Origin of the sequence: Actinoplanes sp. NPDC051343 (assembly GCF_044455125.1) — a bacterium.
Lineage (GTDB): Bacteria > Actinomycetota > Actinomycetes > Mycobacteriales > Micromonosporaceae > Actinoplanes.
This window is the reverse complement of record NZ_JBITEL010000001.1, coordinates 701389-724096: the sequence shown is the minus strand read 5'-3', so window position 1 is coordinate 724096 and position 22708 is coordinate 701389. Positions and strand designations below refer to the sequence as shown.

Annotated in this window: 18 protein-coding genes and 1 pseudogene; 10 read left to right on the top strand and 9 right to left on the bottom strand. The window is 71.1% G+C overall.

All coding sequences use genetic code 11. The features are described from left to right. Window position 1: 1 nt before the first annotated feature. Both ACIA5C_RS03075 and ACIA5C_RS03070 read left to right on the top strand, forming a co-directional pair. Window positions 2-1228 (top strand): ADP-dependent glucokinase/phosphofructokinase, encoded by a 1227-nt coding sequence (locus ACIA5C_RS03075; protein ID WP_396050633.1) that lies wholly within the window; start codon window positions 2-4, stop codon window positions 1226-1228. A gap of 12 nt (window positions 1229-1240) precedes the next feature. Next, a complete protein-coding gene (locus tag ACIA5C_RS03070) occupies window positions 1241-2185 on the top strand; it encodes a class I mannose-6-phosphate isomerase (RefSeq protein ID WP_396050630.1) in 945 nt (314 codons plus the stop codon). A gap of 199 nt (window positions 2186-2384) precedes the next feature. On the opposite strand, the gene ACIA5C_RS03065 is transcribed toward ACIA5C_RS03070, so the two are convergent. Further along, on the bottom strand, window positions 2385-3713 hold the full coding sequence (locus ACIA5C_RS03065; protein WP_396050628.1) for an MFS transporter: 1329 nt from the start codon (window positions 3711-3713) through the stop codon (window positions 2385-2387). Window positions 3714-3859: 146 nt separating this feature from the next. Here ACIA5C_RS03065 and ACIA5C_RS03060 point away from each other — a divergent pair, with 146 nt between their 5' ends. Continuing rightward, window positions 3860-4300, top strand: a complete 441-nt coding sequence (locus tag ACIA5C_RS03060; protein WP_396050626.1) for a nitroreductase family deazaflavin-dependent oxidoreductase — start codon at window positions 3860-3862, stop codon at window positions 4298-4300. Window positions 4301-4319: 19 nt separating this feature from the next. Here ACIA5C_RS03060 and ACIA5C_RS03055 read toward each other — a convergent pair whose 3' ends face one another. Then, the gene (locus ACIA5C_RS03055; RefSeq protein WP_396050624.1) at window positions 4320-4883 is read right to left on the bottom strand and encodes a TetR/AcrR family transcriptional regulator; all 564 of its coding nucleotides are present in this window, start codon (window positions 4881-4883) and stop codon (window positions 4320-4322) included. A gap of 79 nt (window positions 4884-4962) precedes the next feature. On the opposite strand from ACIA5C_RS03055, the gene ACIA5C_RS03050 reads away from it, so the two are divergent. Together ACIA5C_RS03050 and ACIA5C_RS03045 are read left to right on the top strand one after the other, a co-directional pair. Continuing rightward, the gene (locus tag ACIA5C_RS03050; RefSeq protein WP_396050622.1) at window positions 4963-6033 is read left to right on the top strand and encodes a saccharopine dehydrogenase NADP-binding domain-containing protein; all 1071 of its coding nucleotides are present in this window, start codon (window positions 4963-4965) and stop codon (window positions 6031-6033) included. Between the two features lie 5 nt (window positions 6034-6038). Continuing rightward, window positions 6039-6557 carry a gamma carbonic anhydrase family protein gene (locus ACIA5C_RS03045; protein ID WP_396050620.1) on the top strand — a complete coding sequence of 173 codons (519 nt, stop codon included), beginning with the start codon at window positions 6039-6041 and terminating at the stop codon, window positions 6555-6557. Between the two features lie 8 nt (window positions 6558-6565). On the opposite strand, the gene ACIA5C_RS03040 is transcribed toward ACIA5C_RS03045, so the two are convergent. After that, on the bottom strand, window positions 6566-7099 hold the full coding sequence (locus ACIA5C_RS03040; protein ID WP_396050618.1) for a hypothetical protein: 534 nt from the start codon (window positions 7097-7099) through the stop codon (window positions 6566-6568). A gap of 554 nt (window positions 7100-7653) precedes the next feature. On the opposite strand from ACIA5C_RS03040, the gene ACIA5C_RS03035 reads away from it, so the two are divergent. Together ACIA5C_RS03035 and ACIA5C_RS03030 are read left to right on the top strand one after the other, a co-directional pair. Further along, a complete protein-coding gene (locus tag ACIA5C_RS03035) occupies window positions 7654-9237 on the top strand; it encodes a protein kinase (RefSeq protein WP_396050616.1) in 1584 nt (527 codons plus the stop codon). Between the two features lie 48 nt (window positions 9238-9285). Beyond that, a complete protein-coding gene (locus ACIA5C_RS03030) occupies window positions 9286-10152 on the top strand; it encodes an alpha/beta fold hydrolase (RefSeq protein ID WP_396050615.1) in 867 nt (288 codons plus the stop codon). On the opposite strand, the gene ACIA5C_RS03025 is transcribed toward ACIA5C_RS03030, so the two are convergent. The 6 genes from ACIA5C_RS03025 to fxsA all read right to left on the bottom strand — a co-directional run bounded on the left by ACIA5C_RS03025 (window position 10142) and on the right by fxsA (window position 19344). After that, complete coding sequence (locus tag ACIA5C_RS03025; RefSeq protein WP_396050614.1) at window positions 10142-10975, bottom strand: hypothetical protein; 834 nt, start codon at window positions 10973-10975, stop codon at window positions 10142-10144. The two genes, ACIA5C_RS03030 and ACIA5C_RS03025, sit on opposite strands and share 11 nt — an antisense overlap. Window positions 10976-10984: 9 nt before the next feature. Then, window positions 10985-14881, bottom strand: coding sequence for an FxSxx-COOH system tetratricopeptide repeat protein (fxsT, locus tag ACIA5C_RS03020; protein WP_396050611.1), 3897 nt, complete (start codon window positions 14879-14881; stop codon window positions 10985-10987). A gap of 12 nt (window positions 14882-14893) precedes the next feature. After that, entirely contained in the window at window positions 14894-15904 is a 1011-nt protein-coding gene (locus ACIA5C_RS03015; RefSeq protein ID WP_396050609.1) for a hypothetical protein, read from the bottom strand. Window positions 15905-16085: 181 nt separating this feature from the next. Next, window positions 16086-16883 (bottom strand): aminoglycoside N(3)-acetyltransferase, encoded by a 798-nt coding sequence (locus ACIA5C_RS03010; protein ID WP_396050608.1) that lies wholly within the window; start codon window positions 16881-16883, stop codon window positions 16086-16088. After that, window positions 16871-19171 carry an FxsB family cyclophane-forming radical SAM/SPASM peptide maturase gene (locus ACIA5C_RS03005; protein WP_396050606.1) on the bottom strand — a complete coding sequence of 767 codons (2301 nt, stop codon included), beginning with the start codon at window positions 19169-19171 and terminating at the stop codon, window positions 16871-16873. The genes ACIA5C_RS03010 and ACIA5C_RS03005 overlap by 13 nt, the downstream gene beginning before the upstream one ends. Beyond that, the gene (gene fxsA / locus ACIA5C_RS03000) at window positions 19171-19344 is read right to left on the bottom strand and encodes an FxSxx-COOH cyclophane-containing RiPP peptide (RefSeq protein WP_396050603.1); all 174 of its coding nucleotides are present in this window, start codon (window positions 19342-19344) and stop codon (window positions 19171-19173) included. The genes ACIA5C_RS03005 and fxsA overlap by 1 nt, the downstream gene beginning before the upstream one ends. Window positions 19345-19835: 491 nt before the next feature. Here fxsA and ACIA5C_RS02995 point away from each other — a divergent pair, with 491 nt between their 5' ends. From ACIA5C_RS02995 to ACIA5C_RS02985, 3 genes and pseudogenes are all read left to right on the top strand, one after another. After that, complete coding sequence (locus ACIA5C_RS02995; RefSeq protein ID WP_396050601.1) at window positions 19836-20951, top strand: SGNH/GDSL hydrolase family protein; 1116 nt, start codon at window positions 19836-19838, stop codon at window positions 20949-20951. A gap of 181 nt (window positions 20952-21132) precedes the next feature. Next, a complete protein-coding gene (locus ACIA5C_RS02990; protein ID WP_396050599.1) occupies window positions 21133-22077 on the top strand; it encodes a glycosyltransferase family 2 protein in 945 nt (314 codons plus the stop codon). Then, window positions 22077-22688, top strand: a pseudogene (locus ACIA5C_RS02985) (mannosyltransferase family protein); the annotation flags it as partial. The gene ACIA5C_RS02990 and the pseudogene ACIA5C_RS02985, both read left to right, overlap by 1 nt. Window positions 22689-22708: the final 20 nt, after the last annotated feature.

Here is a 22708-nt window from a genome sequence, read left to right as displayed (position 1 = left end):
GATGGCCGATCCCTCCCGCGTCGTTCTCGGCCTCGGCGGCTGCGTCGACTACGAGTTGAAGCTGACCGCCGGGGTCCTGGAACAGCTGATCGCCGACTACGGCATCGTCGCCGCTGAACTGCTGAACGGGCCCGGCCCGGTGGACGGCGAGCGGGACCTCGTGGTGTCGATCCTCGGTTACGTGGCCCGGGGCACGGGCGGCGAGCACTACGTCGCCTCCGCCCCGGCGCTCGCCGCCTTCGCGGACCGGTTCGAGCACCGGCAGACCCTGGGCGGCACCTCGGTGCGGGCCGGGATCCTGATGAGCCGGCTCGGCGTCCCGTCGGCCATGCACCTGGTCAGCGTCAACGACACCTTCCGCCGGCTGCTGCCACCGGACGGCGACTACTTCTCCAGCGGCACCGACGACACCTGCTATCCGCACCTGATCGTCCAGTACGACCAGGGGCTGCGCGTCCGGGCCGGCGACCTCGACGTCACCGCGCCCTTCCCCAATCGGCTGATCTACGTCAACGACGCGGCCAACGAGGCCATGCGGCTGACCAACGATCTGGGCGACCGTCTCGCGAAGGCCTCGCTGTTCCTCATCTCCGGTTTCAACGCGATGCGCGACGAGGCGCAGCTTCGGGACCGTCTCCACCGGTTGAGAGAGCACATGCGGCAGCTGCCGCCCACCGCGGTGACCTACTTCGAGGACGCGGCCTATCACCAGCCCGCGTTCAGCCGCCGGGTCCGGGAGGCGCTGCTCGACCGGATCGACATCTACGGGCTCAACGAGGACGAGCTGCAGTCATATCTCGGTCGATCGGTCGACCTGCTGTCGGCGCCGGACGTTGCGCGGGCGCTCGCGGAAGTCCGGCAGCACATCCCGGTGCCGACGCTGGTGCTGCACACGAAGTACTGGGCGCTCGCGGTCGGGGCCGTCGACTACACCGGCGCGCTCGACACCGGCACCGTCATGGCGGCCACCCGCTACGTCCACGGCGACGACTTCACCGATGCGGACGTGGCGAACCTGCGGGGCCGGCCGCGGCGGCCCGAATCGGTGGCCTTCGCGGCGGAACTGCGCTCCCGGATAGGCGACCTCGTGGATTGTGTCCCCGGTTACGCCCTCGACGTGGAGAACCCCACTACTGTCGGGCTCGGCGACACGTTCGTCGGCGGCTTTTTGGCCGAGCTGGCGTTGAGGGCCATCCAACCGCCCCACCCACCACCCAGAAACGACTAAAGGCGATATCACGTGACCGTCGAGGTCTTACCGGCAAACCAGCCCGAGACGTTCTACCGCGGGGCCGGGCGCATCGCCGAGTTCCGCAACGTGCCCGCGCTGCCCGACCGCCCGGAAGACTGGGTCGGCTCGGTGACCACGCGGTTCGGGCTCGCCCCGTCCGGGCTGTCGACGCTGGCCGACGGCCGCGTGCTGGCCGAGGCGGTCGCGGCCGACCCGGCGTGGTGGCTCGGTCCCGGCCGCACCGGCACCGGCGTGCTCGTGAAACTGCTCGACGCCGGCCAACGTCTGCCCCTCCACGTGCACCCGGACCGCACCTTCGCCAACGCTCACCTGGCTTCGCCGTACGGGAAAACCGAAGCGTGGGTGATCGTCTCAGCGCAACCCAACGCGTTCGTACATCTGGGTTTCGCCCGCGATGTCGAGGCGGCCGAGCTGGCCGGCTGGGTCGACAAGCAGAAGACCGGCGAGATGCTGGCCGCCACCAACCGGATCCCGGTCGCGGCGGGCGACGCGATCCTCTGCCCGGCCGGGCTGCCGCACGCGATCGGCGACGGCATCCTGCTGGTCGAGGTGCAGGAGCCGACCGACTTCTCGGTCCTGCTGGAATACCGGGACTTCGGGCTCGCCGACGGCCACCTCGGCCTCGGCTACGACCTGGCCCTGCAGTGCGTCGACCGCGCCGCCTGGAGCCCCGCGCGCCTGGACACCCTGCGCGGCTCGGCGACGCGGCTGCTGCCCGAGGCGGCGGACGAGTTCTTCGGCGCCCGCCGTCTGTACGGCGGTGACCGGGTCGACGCCGGCTTCGGCATCCTGGTCGTGGTGGCCGGAGAGGGGCGGCTGGCCGGCGAGAAGGACGACCTGCCGGTGCGGCGGGGCGACACCCTGCTCGTTCCGTACGCCGCCGGCCCGCTCCGCCTCCAGGGCCAGGTCGAGGCGATCCGGCTGTCGGCGTAAGGGGCGGCTCAGCGACCGCCGAGGCGACCGGCATGCCGCCGGCCGACCTCATCGCGATCATCAATGCGTTGTGGAGGTTCAGCGACGCGTACACCGCCGGTCAGGTCGCGGTCCACCAGGTGTCCGAAGCGGACCGCGCGCTCGTCCGGGGCGGTTTCCGACCTCGGCCGGCGGCTGGCGGCGGTCCGCTCGCAGGAGGTCAACCGGTTGCCGGCGGCGCGCTACCGGCAACCGTTGCGGCCTTCATCGGCTCGTGCACGGTGCGGGGCATCAGTATCAGAGCGGCGAAGGCCAGCACGCAACAGCCGACGATGTACCAGCTGATGCCGGTGCTCGACCCGGTCTTCTGAAGAATCTTGGTCGCGATCAGCGGGGCCGGGCCGCCGGCGATCACCGACGCCAGCTGATAGCCGAGGCCGGCGCCCGAGTAGCGCAGGTTGGTGCCGAAACCCTCGGCGATCAGCGCGGCCTGCGGGCCGTACTGGATGCCGTGGAAGATCAGCGAAATCACGATCGCGAGCAGGATGAGGCCGGATTCCTTGCTGTTGAGCAGCCCGAAGTAGGGGAACGCGAACACGGCGACCAGCACGATGCCGGCGCCGTAGACCCGGCGTCTCCCGAACAGGTCGGAGAGGTGGCCGAAGACCGGCACGCAGATGAGGCCCGCGGTGGCGGCGATCAGGATGTCGTCGAGGATGCCGTCGCGGCCCAGGCCGAGCTGCTTGGTGCCGTAGGTGAGCACGAAGCTGGTGAACAGGTAGAAGGGCGCCTGCTCGCTGAGCCGCACGAACGCCGACCCGATGATCTTCTGCCACTCGGTGCGGATCACGTCGACCAGCGGACGGCGAACGACCGTGCCCGCTTCGGCGACCGCGGCGAACTCGGGGCTCTCCAGCACGCGCAGCCGCACGTACAGGCCGACGCCGACCAGCACCGCGCTGAGCAGGAACGGGATCCGCCAGCCCCAGTGGTCGAACGAGGCGCCGGTCCAGTCGGTCAGCAACCGGAACACCCCGGTCGACAGGATCAGGCCGAGCGGCACACCGAGTTGCGGCCAGCTCGCCCAGAAGCCGCGCCGGCGTACGCTGCCCCACTCCATCGACAGCAGAACCGACCCGCCCCATTCGCCGCCCACGCCGATGCCCTGGGCGACCCGCAGCAGGGTCAGCAGGATCGGTGCGGCGTACCCGATCGAACCGTAGGTGGGCAGCACGCCGATGAGGGCGGTGGCGATGCCCATGAGCAGAAGTGTGGCGATCAGCGTGGCCTTGCGGCCGATCCGGTCGCCGTAGTGCCCGAAAATGGCCGCACCGACCGGCCGGGCCGCGAACCCGACGAACTGCGTGCCGAACGACAGCAGGATGCCGGTGAACGCGGCCTGCTTGGGGAAGAAGAGCGCCGGGAAAATCAGCGACGCCGCGGTGTTGTAGAGGAAGAAGTCGTACCACTCGATGGTGGTCCCGACCGTGCTGGCGATGACGGCCCGGCGGCGCTGCGCGCCGGCGGTCAGGGTTTCGGCAGTGCCCACAGTGGCCTCCAACCGGGATTCCCTCGAATATCGTCCACCATCGATCAAGGGTCAACCCGGGCGGCCACAGTTGAGATCGCCGATCGGGAACAAGCGGGGTATAGTCCGCTTGTTGAGATCGTCACGTCGAGCAGGATGGTGAAGGCATGCCGCTGACCGGGGAGTACGAGCCGAGCACGTTCGACTGGAGCCGCGACCAGGTCGACCTGTACGAGAGCTCCGGCGGCACCGAGGGCCTGACCAACCCGGGCGGCGGTCCGGTGATCATTCTGACCTCGGTCGGGGCGAAGAGCGGCAAGCTTCGCAAGACCCCGCTGATGCGGGTCGAGCACCGGGGCGAGTACGCCGTGGTCGCCTCGATGGGTGGCGCGCCGAAGAACCCGGTCTGGTACTACAACGTGGTCGCCAACCCGCGCGTCGAACTTCAGGACGGCCCGGTCAAGAAGGACTACGAGGCCCGCGAGGTGCACGGCGACGAATACCGGCAGTGGCTCGACCGGGCGGTCGAGGTCTGGCCCGACTACGCCGAATATCAGACCAGGACCAGCCGCGTCATGCCCATCTTCGTGCTGACGCCGATCGCCTGACCCCGCGGCCCGGGCCGGTTCAGCTCAGCGAGGCTCGCAGCGTCGCGAGGGTCTCGACGATGATGTCGGAGAGCCTGCGGTCGTCGTCGCCGTCGAGCCACTCGATCAGTGACACGTTGATCAGGGTCACGCAGGTCTCGGCGAGCAGTGCCGCGCGGGCCGTCTCCAGCCCGCGCGCGCGGAAGCCCTCCCGGATCGCCTCCGACATCACCGCTCGCTTGCGCAGGTCGCGTTCCTGCAGCCCGGCGTCCGTGCGGACCAGTTCGCGCCGGGCCTGCAGGGCCGCCTTGCGCGGCTCGAAGCGGGTCTCGGCGACCGTGCGCAGGCCCTCGACGATCAGCGCCAGCGGTTCGGCCGCCGGGGGAGCCTCGGCCATCATCCTGGCGACCATGGCCGGCACCTCGGCGTCGTCGGCGTAGAGCACCTCGCGCTTGTCGGCGAAGTGCCGGAAGAACGTGCGCGTGGTCAGCCCGGCCCGGGCGGTGATCTCCGGAACGGTCGTGGCGGCGAAGCCCTGCTCGGCGAAGAGTTCCAGCGCGGCCTGCCGCAGGCGCTCGCGCGCATCGGGCCGCCATCTGCTCATGTCACCAGTCTAGTGATGACATGACGTGTCGTCGTCGGCTACTGTGATGACATCACGTGTCGTCACATGAGGAGCGGACATGGCAGACGTATGGATCCTGGGCGGGACCGGCCGCAGCGGCCGCGCGATCGCCGCCCAGCTACGCAAACGAGGCATCCGACCGGTGCCGGTCGGGCGGGACGCGGCCCGGCTGGCCGCGGTGGCCGAGGGGGACCGCACCGTGGTCGCCCGGTCGGCCGAGGCGATGGCGGCCGAGATCCGCCGGCAGCGGCCGGCCGCGGTCGTCAACACGATCGGGCCCTTCACGCGCACCGCGCCACCGACCATCCGGGCCTGCCTCGACGCGGGCAGCGACTACCTCGACCTGGCCAACGACCTCGCGGCGGTGGCCACGACACTCGCGCTGGGCGATGCGGTTGCGGGCTCCGGGCGTACGGTCGTGACCGGCGCCGGATTCGGCGTCACCGCAACCGAAAGCGTGGTCGTGAAACTCTGCGATGGGCGCACCGCGCCCGAGCAGGTGCGAGTCGACATGGTGCCGTCTCTCGACACCCAGGCGGGCCGGCTCGGCGAGGCCCTGGCCGCCACCATCCTCGAAGGGATCCCCGGAGTCGAGGGCGGCGGCCGATATCAGGGGCGCCGCTATCGGAACGGCCGGCTGGCCCCGGCGCCGATCGGCGGCGACGTGATGCGGCTGACGCTGCCCGACGGCGAGGTGGTCACCGCGGCGGGCATGCCCCTCGGCGAGCTCCTGTCGGCCCAGCGCGCGAGCGGAGCGCCGAACGTCATCGCCGCTTCGAGCGAGGCGCCGTCCTCGCCGGTCGTACGCGTGATCTTCCCGATCGCGGCGGCGCTGCTGGCGATCGGTCCGGTGCGTGACTTCGCGATCCGGCGGCTGGCCGCGGTGCAGGTCGCGGCCAAACCGAAGCCGCGCGAGCACTCGTGGGGGCACGCGGTCGTGCGGTGGGCCGACGGCACGACCCGCGAAGGCTGGCTGCGGCTCGGCGAGGCACAGGAGTGGACCGGCGCGGTGCCGGCCGAAATCGTCCGGCGCCTGCTGGCGGGGGAGGGGAAGGCGGGCGCGTTCACCCCGGCCGCCCTGTTCGGGCCGTCCCTGGCCGAGTCGTGCGGAGCCGAGTACGTAGTCTGAACTCCATGCCGCTGTATGCGTTCGAGGACCACGAGCCGGCCATCGACCCCTCGGCGTACGTCCATCCGGACGCCGTCGTCATCGGCGCCGTGACCCTCGGACCGGAGGCGTCGGTGTGGCCGGCCGCCGTGCTGCGCGCCGACTTCGGCCGCATCGAGGTCGGCGCCCGCACCTCGATCCAGGACGGCACGGTCCTGCACACCACCGAGGAGTGTCCGACGAGCGCCGACTGCGTCGTCGGGCACAACGCCCACCTGGAAGGCTGCGTGGTCGAGGACGGCTGCCTGATCGGCTCGGGCGCGGTGGTGCTCAACCGGGCGGTGGTCCGCGGCGGCTCGGTGGTCGGCGCGGCGGCCCTCGTCCCGGAGGGCGCCGAGGTGCCGTCGGGGCACCTGGCGCTGGGCGTCCCGGCGCGGCCCCGCCCGTCCGACCCCGTGCGGATCCAGGAACTGATCGCGATGGGCGTCAGCGAGTACCTGTCGGTCTCGGCCCGGCACTGGGGATCGCTGCGCCGTCTCGACTGAGACAGGCCTCAAGCCGGTTTGGCGGTGCAGTGCGCGTCGGCGCGGTCGACGACCAGGTCCTCGGCGGTCGGATAGCGGCGGTGCAGGGCGGCCAGGGCATGCTCGTACGCGAAAGCGCTGTAGGGCGTCTCCCGCATCCGGACCACCGACTCGCGGACGGTGGAGGCGAAAGGCTCCGGCCAGCGGACGGTGTGCAGCGCCTTGACGATGTTGGTGTCCCGGTCGACCAGCACGATCCGCACCCTCGGATCGAGGTCGACGCCGGGCAGCCCGTCCTCCGCGTCGAACATGTGCGGCGTGAAGCTCGCCTCCGACCACCCGAGAATCGGCCCGAGGCGGTACGCGAGTACACCCACGTGCTCGCTGTCGACCCATGCGAACTGGGTCGGCGCCTGGGACACCGCCTCCACCTCGAGCGCGTGCGGATGCGACAGGAAGATCATCAGCTGGACCGGCTCCCCGACGAACATGCTCAGCGCCGCACCCTCGGGCCAGCTCACATCCGGATCGAGCTGCGCACCCACCTCGACGATCATGTGCATGCCCCGAGCGTAACTTCGCGGGGTTGCCGATTCGGCGGGATCAGCCCATTGCCGTCCGACCGCGGCAACATGCTGCTCCACCAGGGTGGCGCCGTGAGCACGACGCTGATGACGCTTTTCCAGGACGCGGCGGCGACCGTCCCGCCTATGCGGAGTTCCTGCGGCGCAACGGCGTCGAGCCGGGTGGGGTCGCGGGCCCGGCGGCGATTCCGCTGATGACCAAGCAGAACTATCACCAGGCGTTCCCGCTGCCGGAGCGCTGTCGAACTGCGCCCGGCCGATGACCCTGAGTTCTTCCCGGTGGGCGTGAAGCGCCGCTATACCCGGCCGCCGGGTTGATTGTGATCTATCTCCGGCAGCTGAACTCCGGTGTGCCGGATGCGTCTACTACCGGCTGCGGTGGCAACCGGACTCGCGGGTAACCGGCTGGCCAGCCAAAACGTTTCTGACCTGGGCCGACGGCGGCGAAACCGGGCGGTGGCGGCGACGCGGTGTCCGGTCGGAGGAGGTTGCGCCGCAAATGGTCGCCGCGGCCGATCCGGTACCGTTCCGCCGTGTCTGTTTCCGCGCCCCGCATCGTCGCCGGTCGTTACCGGCTGGTCAAGAAGCTCGGCCAGGGCGGGATGGGCCGGGTCTGGGCGGCGTGGGACGAGTTGCTCGGCCGTGAGGTCGCGCTCAAGGAACTGCTGCTGCCGCAGGGCATGACCGACGACGAGGCCGAGGCCCTGCGCGAGCGGGCGCTCCGCGAGGCCCGGGCCATCGCGCGGCTGGCCCATCCGAACATCGTGCGGTTCTTCGACGTCGTCCTCGACGACGGTCTGCCGTGGATCGTGATGGAGCTGGTGCCGTCCAGGTCGCTGCACGAACTGGTGCGCGAACAGGGGCCGCTGCCGCCCGAGCGGGTGGCGCGGATCGGCATCGACCTGGTGGCCGCGCTGCGGGCCGCGCACGCCGGGGGTGTGCTGCACCGCGACGTGAAGCCGGCGAACGTGCTGGTCGCAGCCGACCGGGTGGTGCTGACCGACTTCGGGCTGGTCGCACTGGCCGGCGAGTCCGGCATCACCACCACCGGCATCGTGCTGGGCTCGCCGTCCTTCATGGCGCCCGAGCAGGCGCTCGACGAGCCGATCGGGCCGCCGTCCGACCTGTGGTCGCTCGGCGCGACGCTCTACCTGGCGGTCGAGGGTAAGCCACCCTATCTGGGGAAGTCGCCGGTGAGCACGCTGACCGCCCTGGCCACCGAGCCGCCGCGGCCGCCGCAGCAGGCCGGTGCGCTGCGGGCGGTGCTCGACGGGCTGCTGGAGAAGGACCCGGGCCGACGCATCGACGCCGACACGGCGGAGCGGCTGCTGCGGGTGGCGGCCGGCGAAACGATTCCCGGCGCGGCGGCCACGCCCGTCCCGCCCGACGTGAAGAAGCGACGTGTCGGCCGCGTACTGTGGCCGGCCGCCGCGCTTGCGGTGGCCGGCCTGCTGGTCGCCGCCGCGGTCTTCCATCCGTTCGACGCCCCGGCCGGTGCGCAGGCGCACGACCCGCAGGCCGGCGCCTCGACCGCGCCGCTGGTGCCCTCGTCGGCCCCCGCGGTGACGAGGACGCCGACCCCGCCGCCCAAGCCGGCCAAGGCCCCGACGACCACGCCGGCCGGCCGCCCCGCGAGCAGGTCCGCGTCGAGCAAGCCGCAAACCTCGTCGAGCACGGGCGGTGTGGTCGGCACCAAGAACCCCGACGTTTCGAAATTCAACACGGTCTACTACCTGGCCCACGCCAACAACCTCTACGTGACGGCCGACGACGGCGGGGCGTCGCCGCTGATCGCCTACCCGGAGGCCCCGGGTCCCTGGGAGACGTTCGACGAGATCGATCTCGGCAACGGCGACATCGCGCTGCGTGCGGAGATCAACAACAAGTACGTGACCGCCGCCCCGACCGAGACGCTGACCGCGCGCAGTGACCGCATCGGGACGGCCGAGACCTTCAGCCTGATCTTCAACGGCGACGGCAGCGTGTCGTTCAGATCGAAGAGCAACGGCCGGTACGTCACGGTTCCCGCGGGCACCGCCAAGCCACTGATCTGCGACAAGTCCTCCATCGGGGACAGCGAGAAGTTCACCCGGTCGATCCTCGGGCAATCCGGCTGAGACCGGGACTCCCACGCACCGATTACCATCGATGCGGGAGGGGTCACCTTGAGTAGTCGTTTCGAGATCGCGGTGGACGACAGAGTGCTGACGGCCGAGGTGACGGGAGATCCGGAGGGCATACCCGTTTTCCTCCTGCACGGCACGCCCGGCTCCTACGCCGGGCCGAAACCCCGCAGCAGCGTTCTTTACCAGCAGGGCGTGCGGCTCATCTGCCACAACCGGCCCGGGTACGGCGGATCGACGCGCCTGCCCGGCCGGCGCGTCGCCGACGCGGCCCACGACGTCGAAACCGTGGCCGATGCCCTCGGCATCGACCGCTTCTGCGTCGTCGGGCGCTCCGGTGGCGGCCCGCACGCGCTGGCCTGCGCGGCCCTGCTGCCCCGTCGCGTCACCCGGGCCGCCGTGCTGGTCGGCCTGGCACCGGCCAACGCGGCCGGCCTCGACTGGTACGAGGGGATGTCGGAGGAGAACGCCCGCAACCACGCCACGGGCGAGCGCGGCGACGCCGACCTCATGCGCGAGATGATCGATCTGGCCGTGCGGACCGCGGCCGACCCGGAAGGCTTCATCGACGAACTGCGGGCCCAGGCCTCGGAGCCGGATCTGCGGTTCATGGACAGCGTCATGTATCGGCGGCTGCTGACCGCCAGCTACACCGAGGCGCTGCGCATCGGGCCGTACGGCTGGCTCGACGACATCGTGGCCTTCCGCGGCGACTGGGGTTTCGCCCTCGACCACATCCGGCCGGCGGTGCGCCTCTGGCACGGCGCCGCCGACACCTTCTCGCCGGCCAGCCACAGCAAGTGGCTGGCCTCCCGCATCCCCCGCGCCGAGGTGCACGTGCAGTACGGCGCGGCGCACTTCGGTGCGGTCGAGGTGCTCCCGAGGATCCTGTCCTGGCTCACGGCGTGACGGCCGGGTGATAGCCGGGGTCGCCGCCGGCGTGCAGCTCCAGTTCCTGGCACAACTCCAGCAGCCGGTCGATCGAACGGACGTGCTCGAAGGCCACCTCGCGCAGCCGGTCCGACCACTGGCCCCGGGCGGAGAGGGTCTTCGACCGGCCGAAGAGGTCGTGCCCGATGGCCATGATCTGCCGTTGCGAGGCGAGCGCGGACTCCAGGTCGAGCCACAGCTCCGCGAAGCCGGTCGTCTCGGCGGTCAGGTCGCCGTCGCGGTCCCGCTCGACGAGCAGGCTCTGCAGGTGGTTGCCGAGGATGCGCAGCGGCGTCACGATCCGCTCGTACATCAGCCACTGCCGGCCGTCCATCTGGGTGTGCAGCGTGCGCGCCATCTCGTTCGCCGCCTCGGGATCGGCCAGGGCGTTGTCCTCGATCCTGGTGGCCCGGACGAACTCGTTGGTGCTCGCCTCGACGTCCTGAGCCAGCTCCTGGATCTGTTCACGGGTATTCCGGGCGGCGGCCACGAACTGCTGGCGGGTGTTGGTGAAGCGGGAGTTCAGGCGTACCCGGTCGAGCTCCTTCACCTGGTATTCGGCCAGCTGCCCGATGATCACCAGGGCGATCGGCAGCGTGACCAGGGCGCAGATCGTCTCGGAGACGATGTTCGGGATGAACTGGTAGCCGTCCCACCAGCCGGCGAAGTCGCCGACGATCGACAGCGCGGCGGCCGGGATCCCGATGCCCCAGACCCAGCACGCGAACCGCCGCAGGACGGGAGGCGCGGCCCGCCAGGCCACGCCGACCAGCGCGGGTACGGTCGCCTTCCGGTCAGCCATCGCTACCCCCTAGAACTGGTGCGGATCGATGATCCGGTAGAGGTAGCGGCGGTGGTCGAGGCCGTCGACGATCGGGTGGCTCTCGCCGACGCGGTTCACCATGCGCTCGCGCAACGTGGTGACCCGTTCCTCGGCCGTACGGTCGCCGGCGGCCAGATCCATCAGCGCGAGATTCGCCTCGAACCGTAGGTGGTTGGGGTGGTTGACCCCGAACACCTCGGCGTTCACGTCGGCCAGGGCGAGCAGCCGGTGGCGCGCGCTCGCGAGGTCGCCGGCGTCGTCCGCGCCGACCGGGTCGGTCTCGCAGATCGCGAAGTTCATCTCGGCCGAGAGCGTGTAGGGGTGCCGCGGACCGAGCACCGAGGTGAGGCTGTGCACCGTCGGTTCGATCCACTCGCGGGCCTTCGCGTACCGTCCGGCGGCGCGTTCGGCGATGGCGAGGTCGTTGGCGCAGACCAGCGTGTAGGGGTGCAGGGAGCCGAGCCGCTGCTCGTAGAACTCGCGGATCTCGTGCATCTCGGCTATCGCCCGCTCGGCATCGCCGGAGTTGAGCAGGCTCAGGGCCAGGCTGAGCCGGCAGCTGACGGTCTCCGGGTATTCGGCGCCGAACAGCTGGTCCAGCTTGGCGTACGTCGCCCGGTGCAGCGGCACCGACTTGTCGATGTGGCCGAGGCTGCGCAGGGAGATCGCGTAGTTGGCCTGCGTGGTCAGGGTCATCCGCGAGTCGGGGCCGCGGGTCTCGAGGAGCTCGGCGACCGTCTGCTCGAGCAGATCGGCCGAGCGGGCGAAGTTGCCGGCGTCGCGCCAGTCGCGGGCCAGGCAGGCGGCCGAGGCGAGCGTCATGAAGCTGAACTCGCCGAGCACCTCGCGGCGCAGCTCGAACGTCTGCTCGTCGTGCTCGGCGGCCCGCCGGAAGTCGCCCATCAGGCGGTACGAGACCGCGAGGTTGTTGCGGGCGGACAGGGTGCGTTCGTTCTCCTCGCCGTAGTGCTCCTGCCAGGTGGTGTAGGTGTCGAGGTCGAGCTCGAGCGCCTCCGGGTAGCGGCCCAGCCCCCGCAGGTCGGCGGCGAGGCCGCCCCGGGTCATCAGCACGTGCGGGTGGTTGGCCGGCAGCAGCTCCTGCTGGGCGGCGAGCACCTGCTCGTCGACCTCGTACGACCGCTGGAAGTCGCCCAGCTCGCGCAGCAGGTTGGCGAGGTTGAAGCGCAGGTAGAGCAGCTGCCGGCGGAGCACGTCGGCCGCCTCGGGCGCGGTGGTGGCGGCCAGCTGCTCGGCCCAGAGCCGGCTGATCAGCTCGGCCCGCGGTCGCCCGGCGAGCGAGTCGCCCTGCAGGTAGTAGAGGCGGACCCGGTCGATCAGCAGCTGCCGGACCGCCTCGTCGGTGCTGAGGACCGCCTCGGAGGCGTCGAGGTGCGGCCAGAGCATCCGGAACCGCGGCCAGTTCTGCTGGTCGTCCACCTCGCCGTCCGGGCGCGCGCGCACCAGCACCTGATGAACCTGCCGGCGAGCCTCGGCCAGCTCCTCGTCGGTCATGCGGTCCCGGACGACGTTCTGCACCACCCGGTGGATGATGATCTGGCCGCGCCGGTCGTTGTCGCCCGCGGCGGAGGGCCGCTGGTCGAGGCGGAGCAGGGCGAGCCGGTTGATCTGCTGGACGAGCGAGCCGCGAGCCATCCGTTCGGAGAGCGCCGGGTTGAACGGCCTGAGGTGCCGGGCCATCTCGTCGCTGTAGACGAGGTCGAGCGGGATCTCCGGGGCGAGCACGCTGCACAGCTGGAACAGCCGGTACGCGGCCTGGTCACGGTCGCGGAGCCGGTTGAGCGACAGGTCCCAGGTGCGGGCGATCGACCGGTCGGTGGTGGCGCTGAGCGCGGCGCTCGGCCCTTCCTCGCGGATCAGCTCCAGGTATTCGGCGACCGGGGTCAGCGTCTCGGCGAGCCAGGCCGCCGCCGCGGCGATCACGATCGGCAGGTCGGCGAGCTGCTCGGCGACCAGGTCGGCGTCCTCACGGCTCAGCGTGCCGACCCGCTCGACACGCTGAACCAGGTGATCGATGCTCTCCTCGCGGGTGAACACGTCGACCGGTACCGACTGGGTCTGCTCGCCCCAGGACGTGTTGCGCGAGGTGATGAGCACGTGCCCGGGGCCGTGCGGCAGGTAGATGCGGATCGCCTCGGGCTCGTCGGCGTTGTCGAAGATCAGCAGCCATCGCCGCTTGTCCCGGCTCAGCTCCTGCACGACGGCGCGCGCGTAGTCGGCGCCGACCTGCTCGGACTGCAGCCCGAGCATCTCCCCGAGGTCGTGCAGTGAGCTCTCCAGGCTCTCCTCGCTGTCGGCGTTGAGCCAGGCCACGACGTCGTACGCGGCCCGGTAGCGGTACGCGTACTCCAGCGCCAGCTGGGTCTTGCCGACGCCGCCCATGCCCTGCAGCGCGACCGCCTGGGTGCCGAAGAGCACCACCGCCGCGCCGGACCGCAGCTGCTCGCGCAGCTCCAGCAGCACCGCCTCGCGACCGGTGAAGCGGGCGTTGCGCGCGGGCAGGTCGGCGACCAGGTGCGGTTCCTCGCCGGGGTAGCGCGGGGCGCCGGCGAGGACGGCGTCGACGTCGCCGACCGGGCGGCCGACCAGTTCGAGGACACGCTCGGCGGCCGCGGTCGCGGAGAGGGCCCCGATGACGACGGAGTTGGCCGGGGCGACGAGCCGCCGCGGCGCCGTCTCGGTCGTGTAGACAACGCACAGGTCGGGTTCGTCGACGGGCGCCGGACCCTCGCCCCGCGAGACGATCCGCACCCGCTGGGCCCCGCTGGCCGGCGCCTTGTCCGCGTCGGAGAGGTGCACGACCCGGAATCCGCTCGCCACCAGCACGTGCTCGATCCACTCGATCCAGACCTGGTCGGCGGTCGTGCCGGTCAGCAGCATGACGTCGGCCTCGGCGAACGGCTTGCGCTCGAACCGGGCGTTGATCTGGGCGCGGACGCCGCTCGGGATCGCCGGCAGCGCCATGATCTCGTGCCCGGTGATGTGCCCGACCAGGTTCTCGTACGCGTTGAGCAGCGTCCCGCTCGCCCCCGACACATCGCCGAACGTCGCCAGTGTCTCCTCATAGGAGTAATAGGCCTGATAGGGCACCTGGACGCCGAGCCAGTAGGCCTGGCGGTTCTCCTCGTCCATCCCGCTCGGCAGGTCGGCGAACTGACGCATCGCCACGGTCCGTCCGATGTCGGCCTTGCGCTTCTCGGCCGGGTCGACGCGCATCGGCACCGGCAGCACCCGGATCGGGCGCGGGCTCAGCAGCTGGCGGGCCATCTGGGCGGCGCCGTCCATGCCCTGCTCGCTGAAGGTGAAGCAGTCGACGAGCACGTCGGGCATGTGGCTGGTGCAGATGCCGGCGATGTCGCTGTTGCCGGTCCGGCTGTCGATCAGCGTGTAGTCGTAGTGCTCGCGCATGTCGTCGCGCATGGCGTCGAAGAACTGGCCGCCGTTCTGGTCCCCGTAGAAGTCGTCCCAGTTCATCTGCAGGACGCCCTCGTAGTCACGGTTCTGCTGGCCGGCGGAGAGGAAGTCGAGGGTGCCGTCGCCCGGGAAGTCCCAGTCGAGGGAGAACGAGTGCCGCTGCACGCAGGCGTACCGCTCGATCCAGCCGGGGGTGCGGTCGCGACGGGTGGTCGACCACTCGTATTCGCGGATCATGTCGATCACGCCGCGGGTACCGGCGAGCACGCCCGGATCGATGAACGGGTTGAAGAACCGGTGCAGGCCGGGGGATTCCAGGTCCCAGTCGACGGCCAGCACCCGCTTGCCGTTGGCGGCCAGGATCCAGGCCACGTTGGCGAGTGCCATCGTGCGCCCGGTGCCACCCTTGTACGAGTAGAACGTGACGACCTGGCCGTTCCGACCGCTGGTCATGGCCGACTCCCCTCAGCTCGGATGTCCGCGTAGGAAGTGGCGTCGCGCCCGATGGATCGCATCGGTGACGACCCGGACGAATTCGGGGGCCGTACGCGCCACTTGAGCCGTGCCGCCGCTGAGCTGGACGGCGTCGGCGCACGGCTCGCGCAGTTTCGGATCCCGCCCTGCCACGACCACCACGGCGGTCCACCGGGGAAGGCTCCGGAGCAGCACCTCCACCAGCGGCCGGGTCTGGGCGTCGAGCAGCGCGGCCGGGTCGAGCAGCAGCACACCGGCCGAGTCGCGGGCCTCGTCGGCGCCCGGCGACGGGTCGAGCGCGTCGACGACCTCGGGCAGCAGCAGGAGCCGGCGGGCCGCCTGCACGGCCCGGTCGGCCACCGCGAAGCGCTCGGGCTCGAACGGTGTCCACTCGCCGGAGACGCGGGGGGCCCGGGCCACGGCGATGAGGAAGCGCGCCTCGGGGGACGGCCCGCTGACCGCGGGGACCTCCGCCGGCATCCACTCCGGCCGGTGGGCCGGGTGCTCGGCGGCGCGGACGATGCGGTCGGCCAGCAGTTCGACTATCTGGCGCAGCTCACCGGCGTACGCGTTGTGCCGGCAGATCGTCGCCATGCCGCACACCTCGTATTCGCGGACGGCCGTGCCGAGCGACAGCGCCTGGGCGATGCCGCACACGGCCCGCGGCGGAACGTAGACGTCCCACATCACCGGATGCACGAACGGCAGGTCGGCCACGTCGAACGGCCGGTTGAGGTAGGGCGCGAAGTCCGGCGGGGGATCGTGCAGGAACTCCCGGGTGTAGAGCGGTACGAGCACGCGTACGCCGGGGGATGCGTCGGTGCGCGCGGTGCGCGCCTCGCGTTCGGTGGCGTAGTGGACGGATCCGGGGCGCAGGCCCGGCGGCGGGTTGGCCCGGCTGCGCACCTCCTCGTCGAGGCGCCGGTAGAAGCGCTCCACCCACTCGTTGGGGAACGAGGCGCGGGCGTGAATGAGCGAGAAATACAGATCCGGCCGGCTCACTGTCGTAGGCCGATCATTGCGCCCGGAGGACGGGGAAGATCCTCTCAGCGCGCACGACGACTCCGTTCGGTTACGACACGATTACGAGGTGAGACCAAGCGTAAACGGTGCGTACCACCCTGTCATCCTCACCCTTCGGGCGACTCGAACCGGTCGAACGCCGAATGGATCATTCAATGGGCTATTGACGTCCGCGATTCTTTTCGAACCACGTCGTCGCGTGGTCGACCGCCTCGATCATGGGCAGGACGTCGACCGAAGCCGAGCCCAGGCGCCCGCGGCGCGCCCACGGCTGCGCCAGAAGATCGTTCCCGACGGCCGCGAAGTCACGGTCGTCGAGGCCGGGCGCGTCGAATTGCCGGAGACGCCGCCGGCCATTCTCGATCACGAAACAGGAGAAATTCATGATCGGCGGCGGCTCCGACAATCGGTATTCGCCGAGGTGCAACGCCGTGCATTTGTCCATCCCGACGCCGATCATCAAAATGGTCGCGCCGAGCCGGTAGAGCGCGCCGAGCGGGGACCGCTCACCCAGGTGGCAGTCGAGGTCGTGCACGCCGGTCACCTCGCCGGCCGCGCCGCCGACGGCCGCGAACGAGGTCTGCGGGTGCGTGCTGCGCCGGGCCGCGGGGTGCCGGCGTACCGCCTCGGCGAACACGCCCATGCCCTGCGACGGGGTGGTGGGAGGATCGAAGCCGGGCATGGCGGCCAGATAGCGGTCGCGGTCGGGCTCGGTCATCCCCTGCGTGGCGGCCCGGAACACCCGGCTGGTCAGGGAGTTGCCCGGCGTCTGCGCCGGTACCACGACCGTGCCCTGGTCGCCGAGCACGTCGGTGACCGCTCGCAGCAGCGCCGTCGGTCCACCGTGGACCGGGCCGACGTGCCGGAGGCTGCAGTGCACCAGCACGCTGCCGGCCCGGGGGAGTTCCAGGGCGCGCAGCTGGTCGGCCAGGCCGGTGCGGTCGATCAACGGCCCCATCCCCGTACGGTGGTCTCCAGCCGGTCGACGAAGTCCTCGCCGAGCGTGGTCAGGGCGCCGGTCATCCGCAGCCCGGCGATCGCGTCGACCGTCCACCGGTGATATTTCGCGAAGAGCGGCTCCGCCCCGGCGTCGTGCCCGAGCCGGGCGCGGTAGGCGTCGGCGACCGCGGCATGCGCGTAGACCCCCTGCAGGACGCCCTCGACCGGCCGCGGGTCGGGACGCCACCCGACCTTCACGTGGGCGTCCGAGCTGAGGTCGACGAGGTCGCACAGATCCAGCAGGGCGCCGAGTTTTCCGTGCTGGAACTCGTGCACGAGCAGTACGGCCAGATCGGCCGGATCGGCCGGGGCGGCGGCGACGGAACCGAACGCGTGCCGCGCGGTCGACGCCCGCTGCCGTCCGCCCTCGTCGGCCCGCAGCGGCACCACCGTGCGCAGCGCGGCGCGCAGAGCCGGCGCGTACCCGGGGGTCTCGGCCCGGATCAGCCGCCACGCCTCGCGCAGCGCCGACCGCCACCGGCGGTCGTCGTCCTCGCCGAGGCGGTCGGCGGGCGGCCAGCTGTGGCAGGCGCGAGCCGGGTCGCCGTCCTCGAGGCGAACGGTCCAGCCCTCCTCGAGCTCCACCAGCCGGGCCGGCTGCCAGAATGCGGTCGCCTCCGTGCGGGACAGTTCGGTGACGATCGGCTCGCCGGAGCCGGTGATGCGCAACGTGTCCCCGTTGAACTGCAGGCGCGCCCGGGCGCCCGGTAGATAGGCGGTGCCGACCGTGGGCAGGTGGACGACGCCCTCGACGACGTCGACCTCGATGTCGATCGGCAGTTGCGCGCGGACGGCGGCCGCGGCGGCCAGCCCCTCCACATAGGACTGATCGGCACCACGGAGCCGGTTGACCGCCCAGGGACGCACGTACGGGTGGGCGAGCACCTCGCGGACGGCGTCGGGTGCCTTCTGCTCGATGTCGCCGAGGATCTTCCACGCCTCGGTGGGGTGGTGCTGGTCGACGACGGAGAGCAGCGCACGGGTGATCTCCAGCTCCTGCTCGGCGAGCCAGCCGATGGTCTCGGCGTCGCCGAAGCCGGAGGCGATCTGCTCGACCAGCGCCGCCGGGCTCACGCCGGCGTCGTCGGGCTTGGTGTTCTCGGCCCGCATCCGGTTCTCCTCGTTCGTCCGGTCGATCAGCACGCGCAGGTCGGGGCAGAAGACGGACGGGTTGTCGAAGCCCGTCCCCGGCCGGTAGCGGTGGGCGTAGAGGCCGCCGCCGCACTGCCGCACGACCGGGCAGCTGTGGCAGATCGGGCTGAGTCCCTCGTGGCCGGTCTGCCGCGCGGCGACCGGGGCGAGGCGGGCCACGTCGTCGACCGTACGGTTGAGCACGTTCAGGCCGGTCTCCGGTGCGCCGGCGTAGGCGGTCTTGATGATGTCGAGCTGCTCGTAGTTGCCGTTCGTCTCGATGACGACCAGGCCCACGGCGTCGGCGCCGAGTTGCTCGCTGCCGCTCGGGCCGCCCCGGGCCGTCGACTCGATCGCCTCGAACATGCGGACCCGCATCGGACGGTGGTCGGCCAGCCAGCGGCGGTGAATCGCCGACAGCCAGGTCGCGTACGGGGTGGGGTCGTTGCCGGGCCGGGCCGGCGGGTGCTCCCAGGTGGCGTGCGGCAGCAGGAAGTCGACCCGCGGGGGTTGCTCGGCCACGAGGGCCTCGTAGACCCGCTCCGGATCGTTCGCGATGTCGATCGTGCACAGCAGACCGGCGTACAGCTCGCGGTAGGCCGGGGTGCGCAGCAGCGCGAGAGCCGCGCGCACCTGGTCGAAGCTGCCGGCGCCGGTGGCGAACCGGCGATGCCGATCGTTGGCCTCCCGGTCGCCGTCGAGCGAGACGCCGACGCGTACGGCGTACTCCTTGAGCACGTCGCACATCGCGGCGTCGAGCCGGACCGCGTTCGTCTGCATGATCAGGTCGAGGCGGGCGACCGGTTCGATTGTCGATCGCAGGCAGGCGAGGGCCTCCCGCATGCGCTCGGCACCGAGGAGGAGCGGTTCTCCTCCGTGCAGAACGACCCGCACCCGGGACTGGTCCCGGGCGGCAGCATGTTCGGCGATGCGGCGTGCCGCCGACTGCAGGACATGCGGTGACATCGCCCGGGGCTTGTCGCGCCACGACTGGTCCACCGACTCGTAGACATAGCAGTGGTCGCACGACAGGTCACAACGGCCGTGCACCTTGAGTACGTATTGACTGATGGGCTGACTGATGGGCGGCCCCGCACCGCTCGCGGGACCCGTCATCAGGGGGCCGAGTTGAACGCCGCGACGTCCAGCCGCCGGAGCAGCGACTCATTGTCCACGATGCGACGCACGACACGGGCTGCGTGTTCGGCCCGGATCTCCCGCAGGGAAGCCGCCTTGATGGTGGCCAGCGGCTCGGCCAGGGAATCCATGGTCGCCGGAACGGTCTTCACGATATCTCCAGGGTCGGCAGTAATGCGGCGTGGCGCCGGGCGTCACGCTCTGCGTAACGACACTCGCGCCGGCAAGAATTGGCACAGTCCGAGGGCGTCACGCGTGCGCGTGACACATCGGCGCTGAGTTGTTTCTGTGGTCTTGATATCTGGGCGGTGCTCTCAGCGGTGTTACCGCCGGAAGAAACGCCTGTTTTGTAGCGATCGTGATGGCTTTGCGGTGTGTGCTACGCCACATTGTCGCACGCGTATCCCGCGTCCCGTGGCTCGGGTTGGCAAGTTGGGCGAGACGCTGGCCCATGGTACGGCTGACGGTCGAGGAACGGTCAACCGTCCGGCTTGTGGGTTATGGAATCGGGGTATTGCCGGTTCTTGTGAGCCGACTCGAGAGCCGTTTCCGCGCCGGGACGAGTGCCCGTCTTAACCGGTTAAGTGCCCGGGGTTTCCCGCGCCGGAGGGCGGTCGCGGTCGTCGCGAGCGCGAGCCTGGCCGTGGGTGCCGTCGCCGTCGGCGCGATCTCCGCGCACGCCGCCGGCGGATGCCGGACCACCTGCGCCGCCTCGTCGAGCGCGCCGCAGTCCACTGTCCTCGACCAGGTGACCACCGTGGGCCGGGTCCGGCCGGCCGGTCGCGGCGTGCGGTACACGTGGCCGGGCGTCTACTTCGAAGGGCGCTTCCGCGGCACCGGCGTCGGGCTCATGCTGAAGGATTCCGTGAACGACTACGTCGTACAGGTCGACGGGGCGACCGCCGGCACGCTGATGCGGCCGGGGGACACCACGTACTGGGTCCGGAACCTGGCCGCCGGCAATCACACGGTGCGGCTGACGAAGCGTACCGAAAGCCCGTGGAACGCCGGAGAGTTCGACGGCCTCGTGCCCGCCGCCGGAGGCGCGATCCTGGCCCGGCCGGCGGCGCGCAGCCGGCAGATCGAGTTCATCGGCGACTCGTGGACGGTCGGCTACGGAGACCTGTCGACCAGCCCCGACTGCCGCGGCAACGCCGTCATCGGCCGCAACACCGACACCGGCGCCTCCTTCGGCGCGCTCACGGCCAAGGCGCTCGACGCGGACTACCAGATCGACGCGTGGTCCGGGCTCGGCCTGGTGCGCAACTACAAGGGGCAGGGCGGCGGCAACCTGCTCAGTTACTACGACACCGACCTGCAGGCGGTACCCGGAAGCCGGGCCTGGCCGGTGCCGCGCACCTGGCGGCCGCAGGTGGTCGTGGTCGGCCTGGGCAACAACGACTTCTCGGCCGCCCTGCACGCCGGTGAGAAGTGGGCCACCATCGGCCAGCTGGCCGCCGACTACCGCACCGCCTATCTGGCGTTCCTCGACAAGCTGCGGACCCGGTACGGCGCGGGCACCTACATCGTGCTCGCCTACCCCGACCTGTACCGGACGACCGCGCTCGCCGCCTCGATCCAGCAGATCGTCAAGGCCCGCAACACGGCCGGCGATGCCCGGATCTCCGGCCTCCACTACGACGACACGGCGCTCGGACTCGACCACCTCGGCTGCGACCGGCACCCGTCCCGGCACGACCACCGGCTGCTCGCCGCCGCGCTGACGAAACACCTCGTCGCGCTGCCCCTTGCCTGGTAGAGGCAACTATGAGCGCCGGCGGGAAGCCGCAGGTTGCACGGTCGGACAGAACGAGATCTGTGTCTCCTGTGCAACTCCCATGAACGTGCCACGTCCCCCTCGGCGCCGCCCGGCGTTCACCGGACGTTAGCCAGCCTCTCCCCACCAGAGATCCGGAAGGTCTCGAAAGGGAAGGTGCCGCATGAAGTTGTCGGTGGTCGTGCCGGTCTTCAACGAACAGGACGTGCTACCGCTCTTTGCCGAGCGGATACGTCCGGTGCTCGAGGGACTCGATGTCTCCTACGAGGTGCTCGCCGTCGACGACGGCAGTACGGACGCCACCCCCGTCGTGCTCGAGCTGATGCGACGGCATTGGCCGGAACTGCGGGTGATCCGGCTCCGGCGCAACAGCGGTCACCAGAACGCGCTGACGGCCGGCCTGCACCGGGCCCGCGGGGAGTACGTCGTCAGCATCGACGTCGACCTGCAGGACCCGCCCGAGGTCATCGCCGAGATGCTGCGGCTGGCCGAGAACGGCGGCCTGGACGTGGTGCACGGCGTGCGGACCGACCGCAGCACCGACAGCCCGTTCAAGCGATGGACGGCCGGGCTCTACTACCGGATGGCCGGGCGCGTCGTCGGCACCCCGGTGCCCCGGCACGCCGGAGACTTCCGGCTCCTCAGCCGTACGGCGGTGGACGCGCTGATCGACCTGCCCGAGCATCGGCCGGTGTACCGCCTGCTGGTGCCCTGGCTCGGCCTGCCCAGCGGCGAGGTGGCCTACACCCGGGAGCGGCGCGCGGCGGGCCGCTCCAAATATCCGCTCACCAAGATGGTCCGGCTGGCCGTCGACAGCATCACCGGCTTCTCGGCCGTCCCGCTGCGGATCGCCACCTGGCTCGGCTGCGCCGGGATCGCGCTGTGCGTGGTGCTCGGCGTCGTCGTCCTGGCCGACCACGTCTGGGGTCACGTCGTGCCCGGCTGGACCTCGATGTTCACGGCGATGGTGTTCCTGGGCGCGCTGCAGTTGCTGTGCCTCGGGTTGCTCGGCGAATACGTGGCGCGCGTCTTCACGGCGGTGCAGGGGCGGCCGGCGTACGTCGTGGTCTCCGACTCGGCCGCCGTCCGGCCGTACGCGAGCCTGTGATGGCAGTCCTCGATGCGGTTGCGCCGCCCCTCGCCGTACCGGAAGAAGCCGGTCTCCCGCGGAGCCGGCGCCCCTGGAAAGCGGCCTTCCTGGCCGCCCTGGCCGTCTGGTCGGCGGTCACCGTCACCCACGTCGCGGTCAGCGCGCTGGCCTGGCTGCCGCGGCGCGACGGGCAGCACCCGGACGTGTGGGCGATCGTGCTGGGCTGGAACCGGTGGGACGCCGACCTCTACGTGCGGATCGCCCAGGACGGCTACCACCTGGGCCCGGGCTTCCCGGCCTTCTTCCCGCTCTATCCGTTGCTGGTGCGCATCGCCGACGCCGTGCTGCCGGGCGGGATGCTGATCAGCGCCCTGGTCGTCGCCAACGCCGCCGCGTTCGGGACGCTCGCGGTGCTGCACCGGCTGGCCGAGCACGAGTTCGGCCCCCGCGTGGCCCAGCGGGCGGCCTGGTACCTGGCCGCGTTCCCGACCGGGTTCTTCCTGTTCATCGGCTACAACGAGTCGCTGTTCCTGCTGCTGGCGATCGGCGCGCTGTACGCCGGGCGCCGCGGACACTGGTGGCTCGCCGGCGTGCTCGGCGGACTGTCGTCGGCCACGCGCCTGTTCGGGGTGCTGCTCGTGGTGCCGCT

Excerpts from the sequence above, each read along its gene's own strand:
- ACIA5C_RS03075 (WP_396050633.1), top strand. The coding sequence starts at position 2 with ATGGCCGATCCCTCCCGCGTCGTTCTCGGCCTCGGCGGCTGCGTCGAC.
- ACIA5C_RS03060 (WP_396050626.1), top strand. The coding sequence starts at position 3,860 with ATGCCGCTGACCGGGGAGTACGAGCCGAGCACGTTCGACTGGAGCCGC.
- ACIA5C_RS03055 (WP_396050624.1), bottom strand. The coding sequence starts at position 4,883 with ATGAGCAGATGGCGGCCCGATGCGCGCGAGCGCCTGCGGCAGGCCGCG.
- ACIA5C_RS03050 (WP_396050622.1), top strand. The coding sequence starts at position 4,963 with ATGGCAGACGTATGGATCCTGGGCGGGACCGGCCGCAGCGGCCGCGCG.
- ACIA5C_RS03045 (WP_396050620.1), top strand. The coding sequence starts at position 6,039 with ATGCCGCTGTATGCGTTCGAGGACCACGAGCCGGCCATCGACCCCTCG.
- ACIA5C_RS03040 (WP_396050618.1), bottom strand. The coding sequence starts at position 7,099 with ATGCACATGATCGTCGAGGTGGGTGCGCAGCTCGATCCGGATGTGAGC.
- ACIA5C_RS03025 (WP_396050614.1), bottom strand. The coding sequence starts at position 10,975 with ATGGCTGACCGGAAGGCGACCGTACCCGCGCTGGTCGGCGTGGCCTGG.
- fxsT (WP_396050611.1), bottom strand. The coding sequence starts at position 14,881 with ATGACCAGCGGTCGGAACGGCCAGGTCGTCACGTTCTACTCGTACAAG.
- ACIA5C_RS03010 (WP_396050608.1), bottom strand. The coding sequence starts at position 16,883 with ATGGGGCCGTTGATCGACCGCACCGGCCTGGCCGACCAGCTGCGCGCC.
- ACIA5C_RS03005 (WP_396050606.1), bottom strand. The coding sequence starts at position 19,171 with ATGACGGGTCCCGCGAGCGGTGCGGGGCCGCCCATCAGTCAGCCCATC.
- ACIA5C_RS02990 (WP_396050599.1), top strand. The coding sequence starts at position 21,133 with ATGAAGTTGTCGGTGGTCGTGCCGGTCTTCAACGAACAGGACGTGCTA.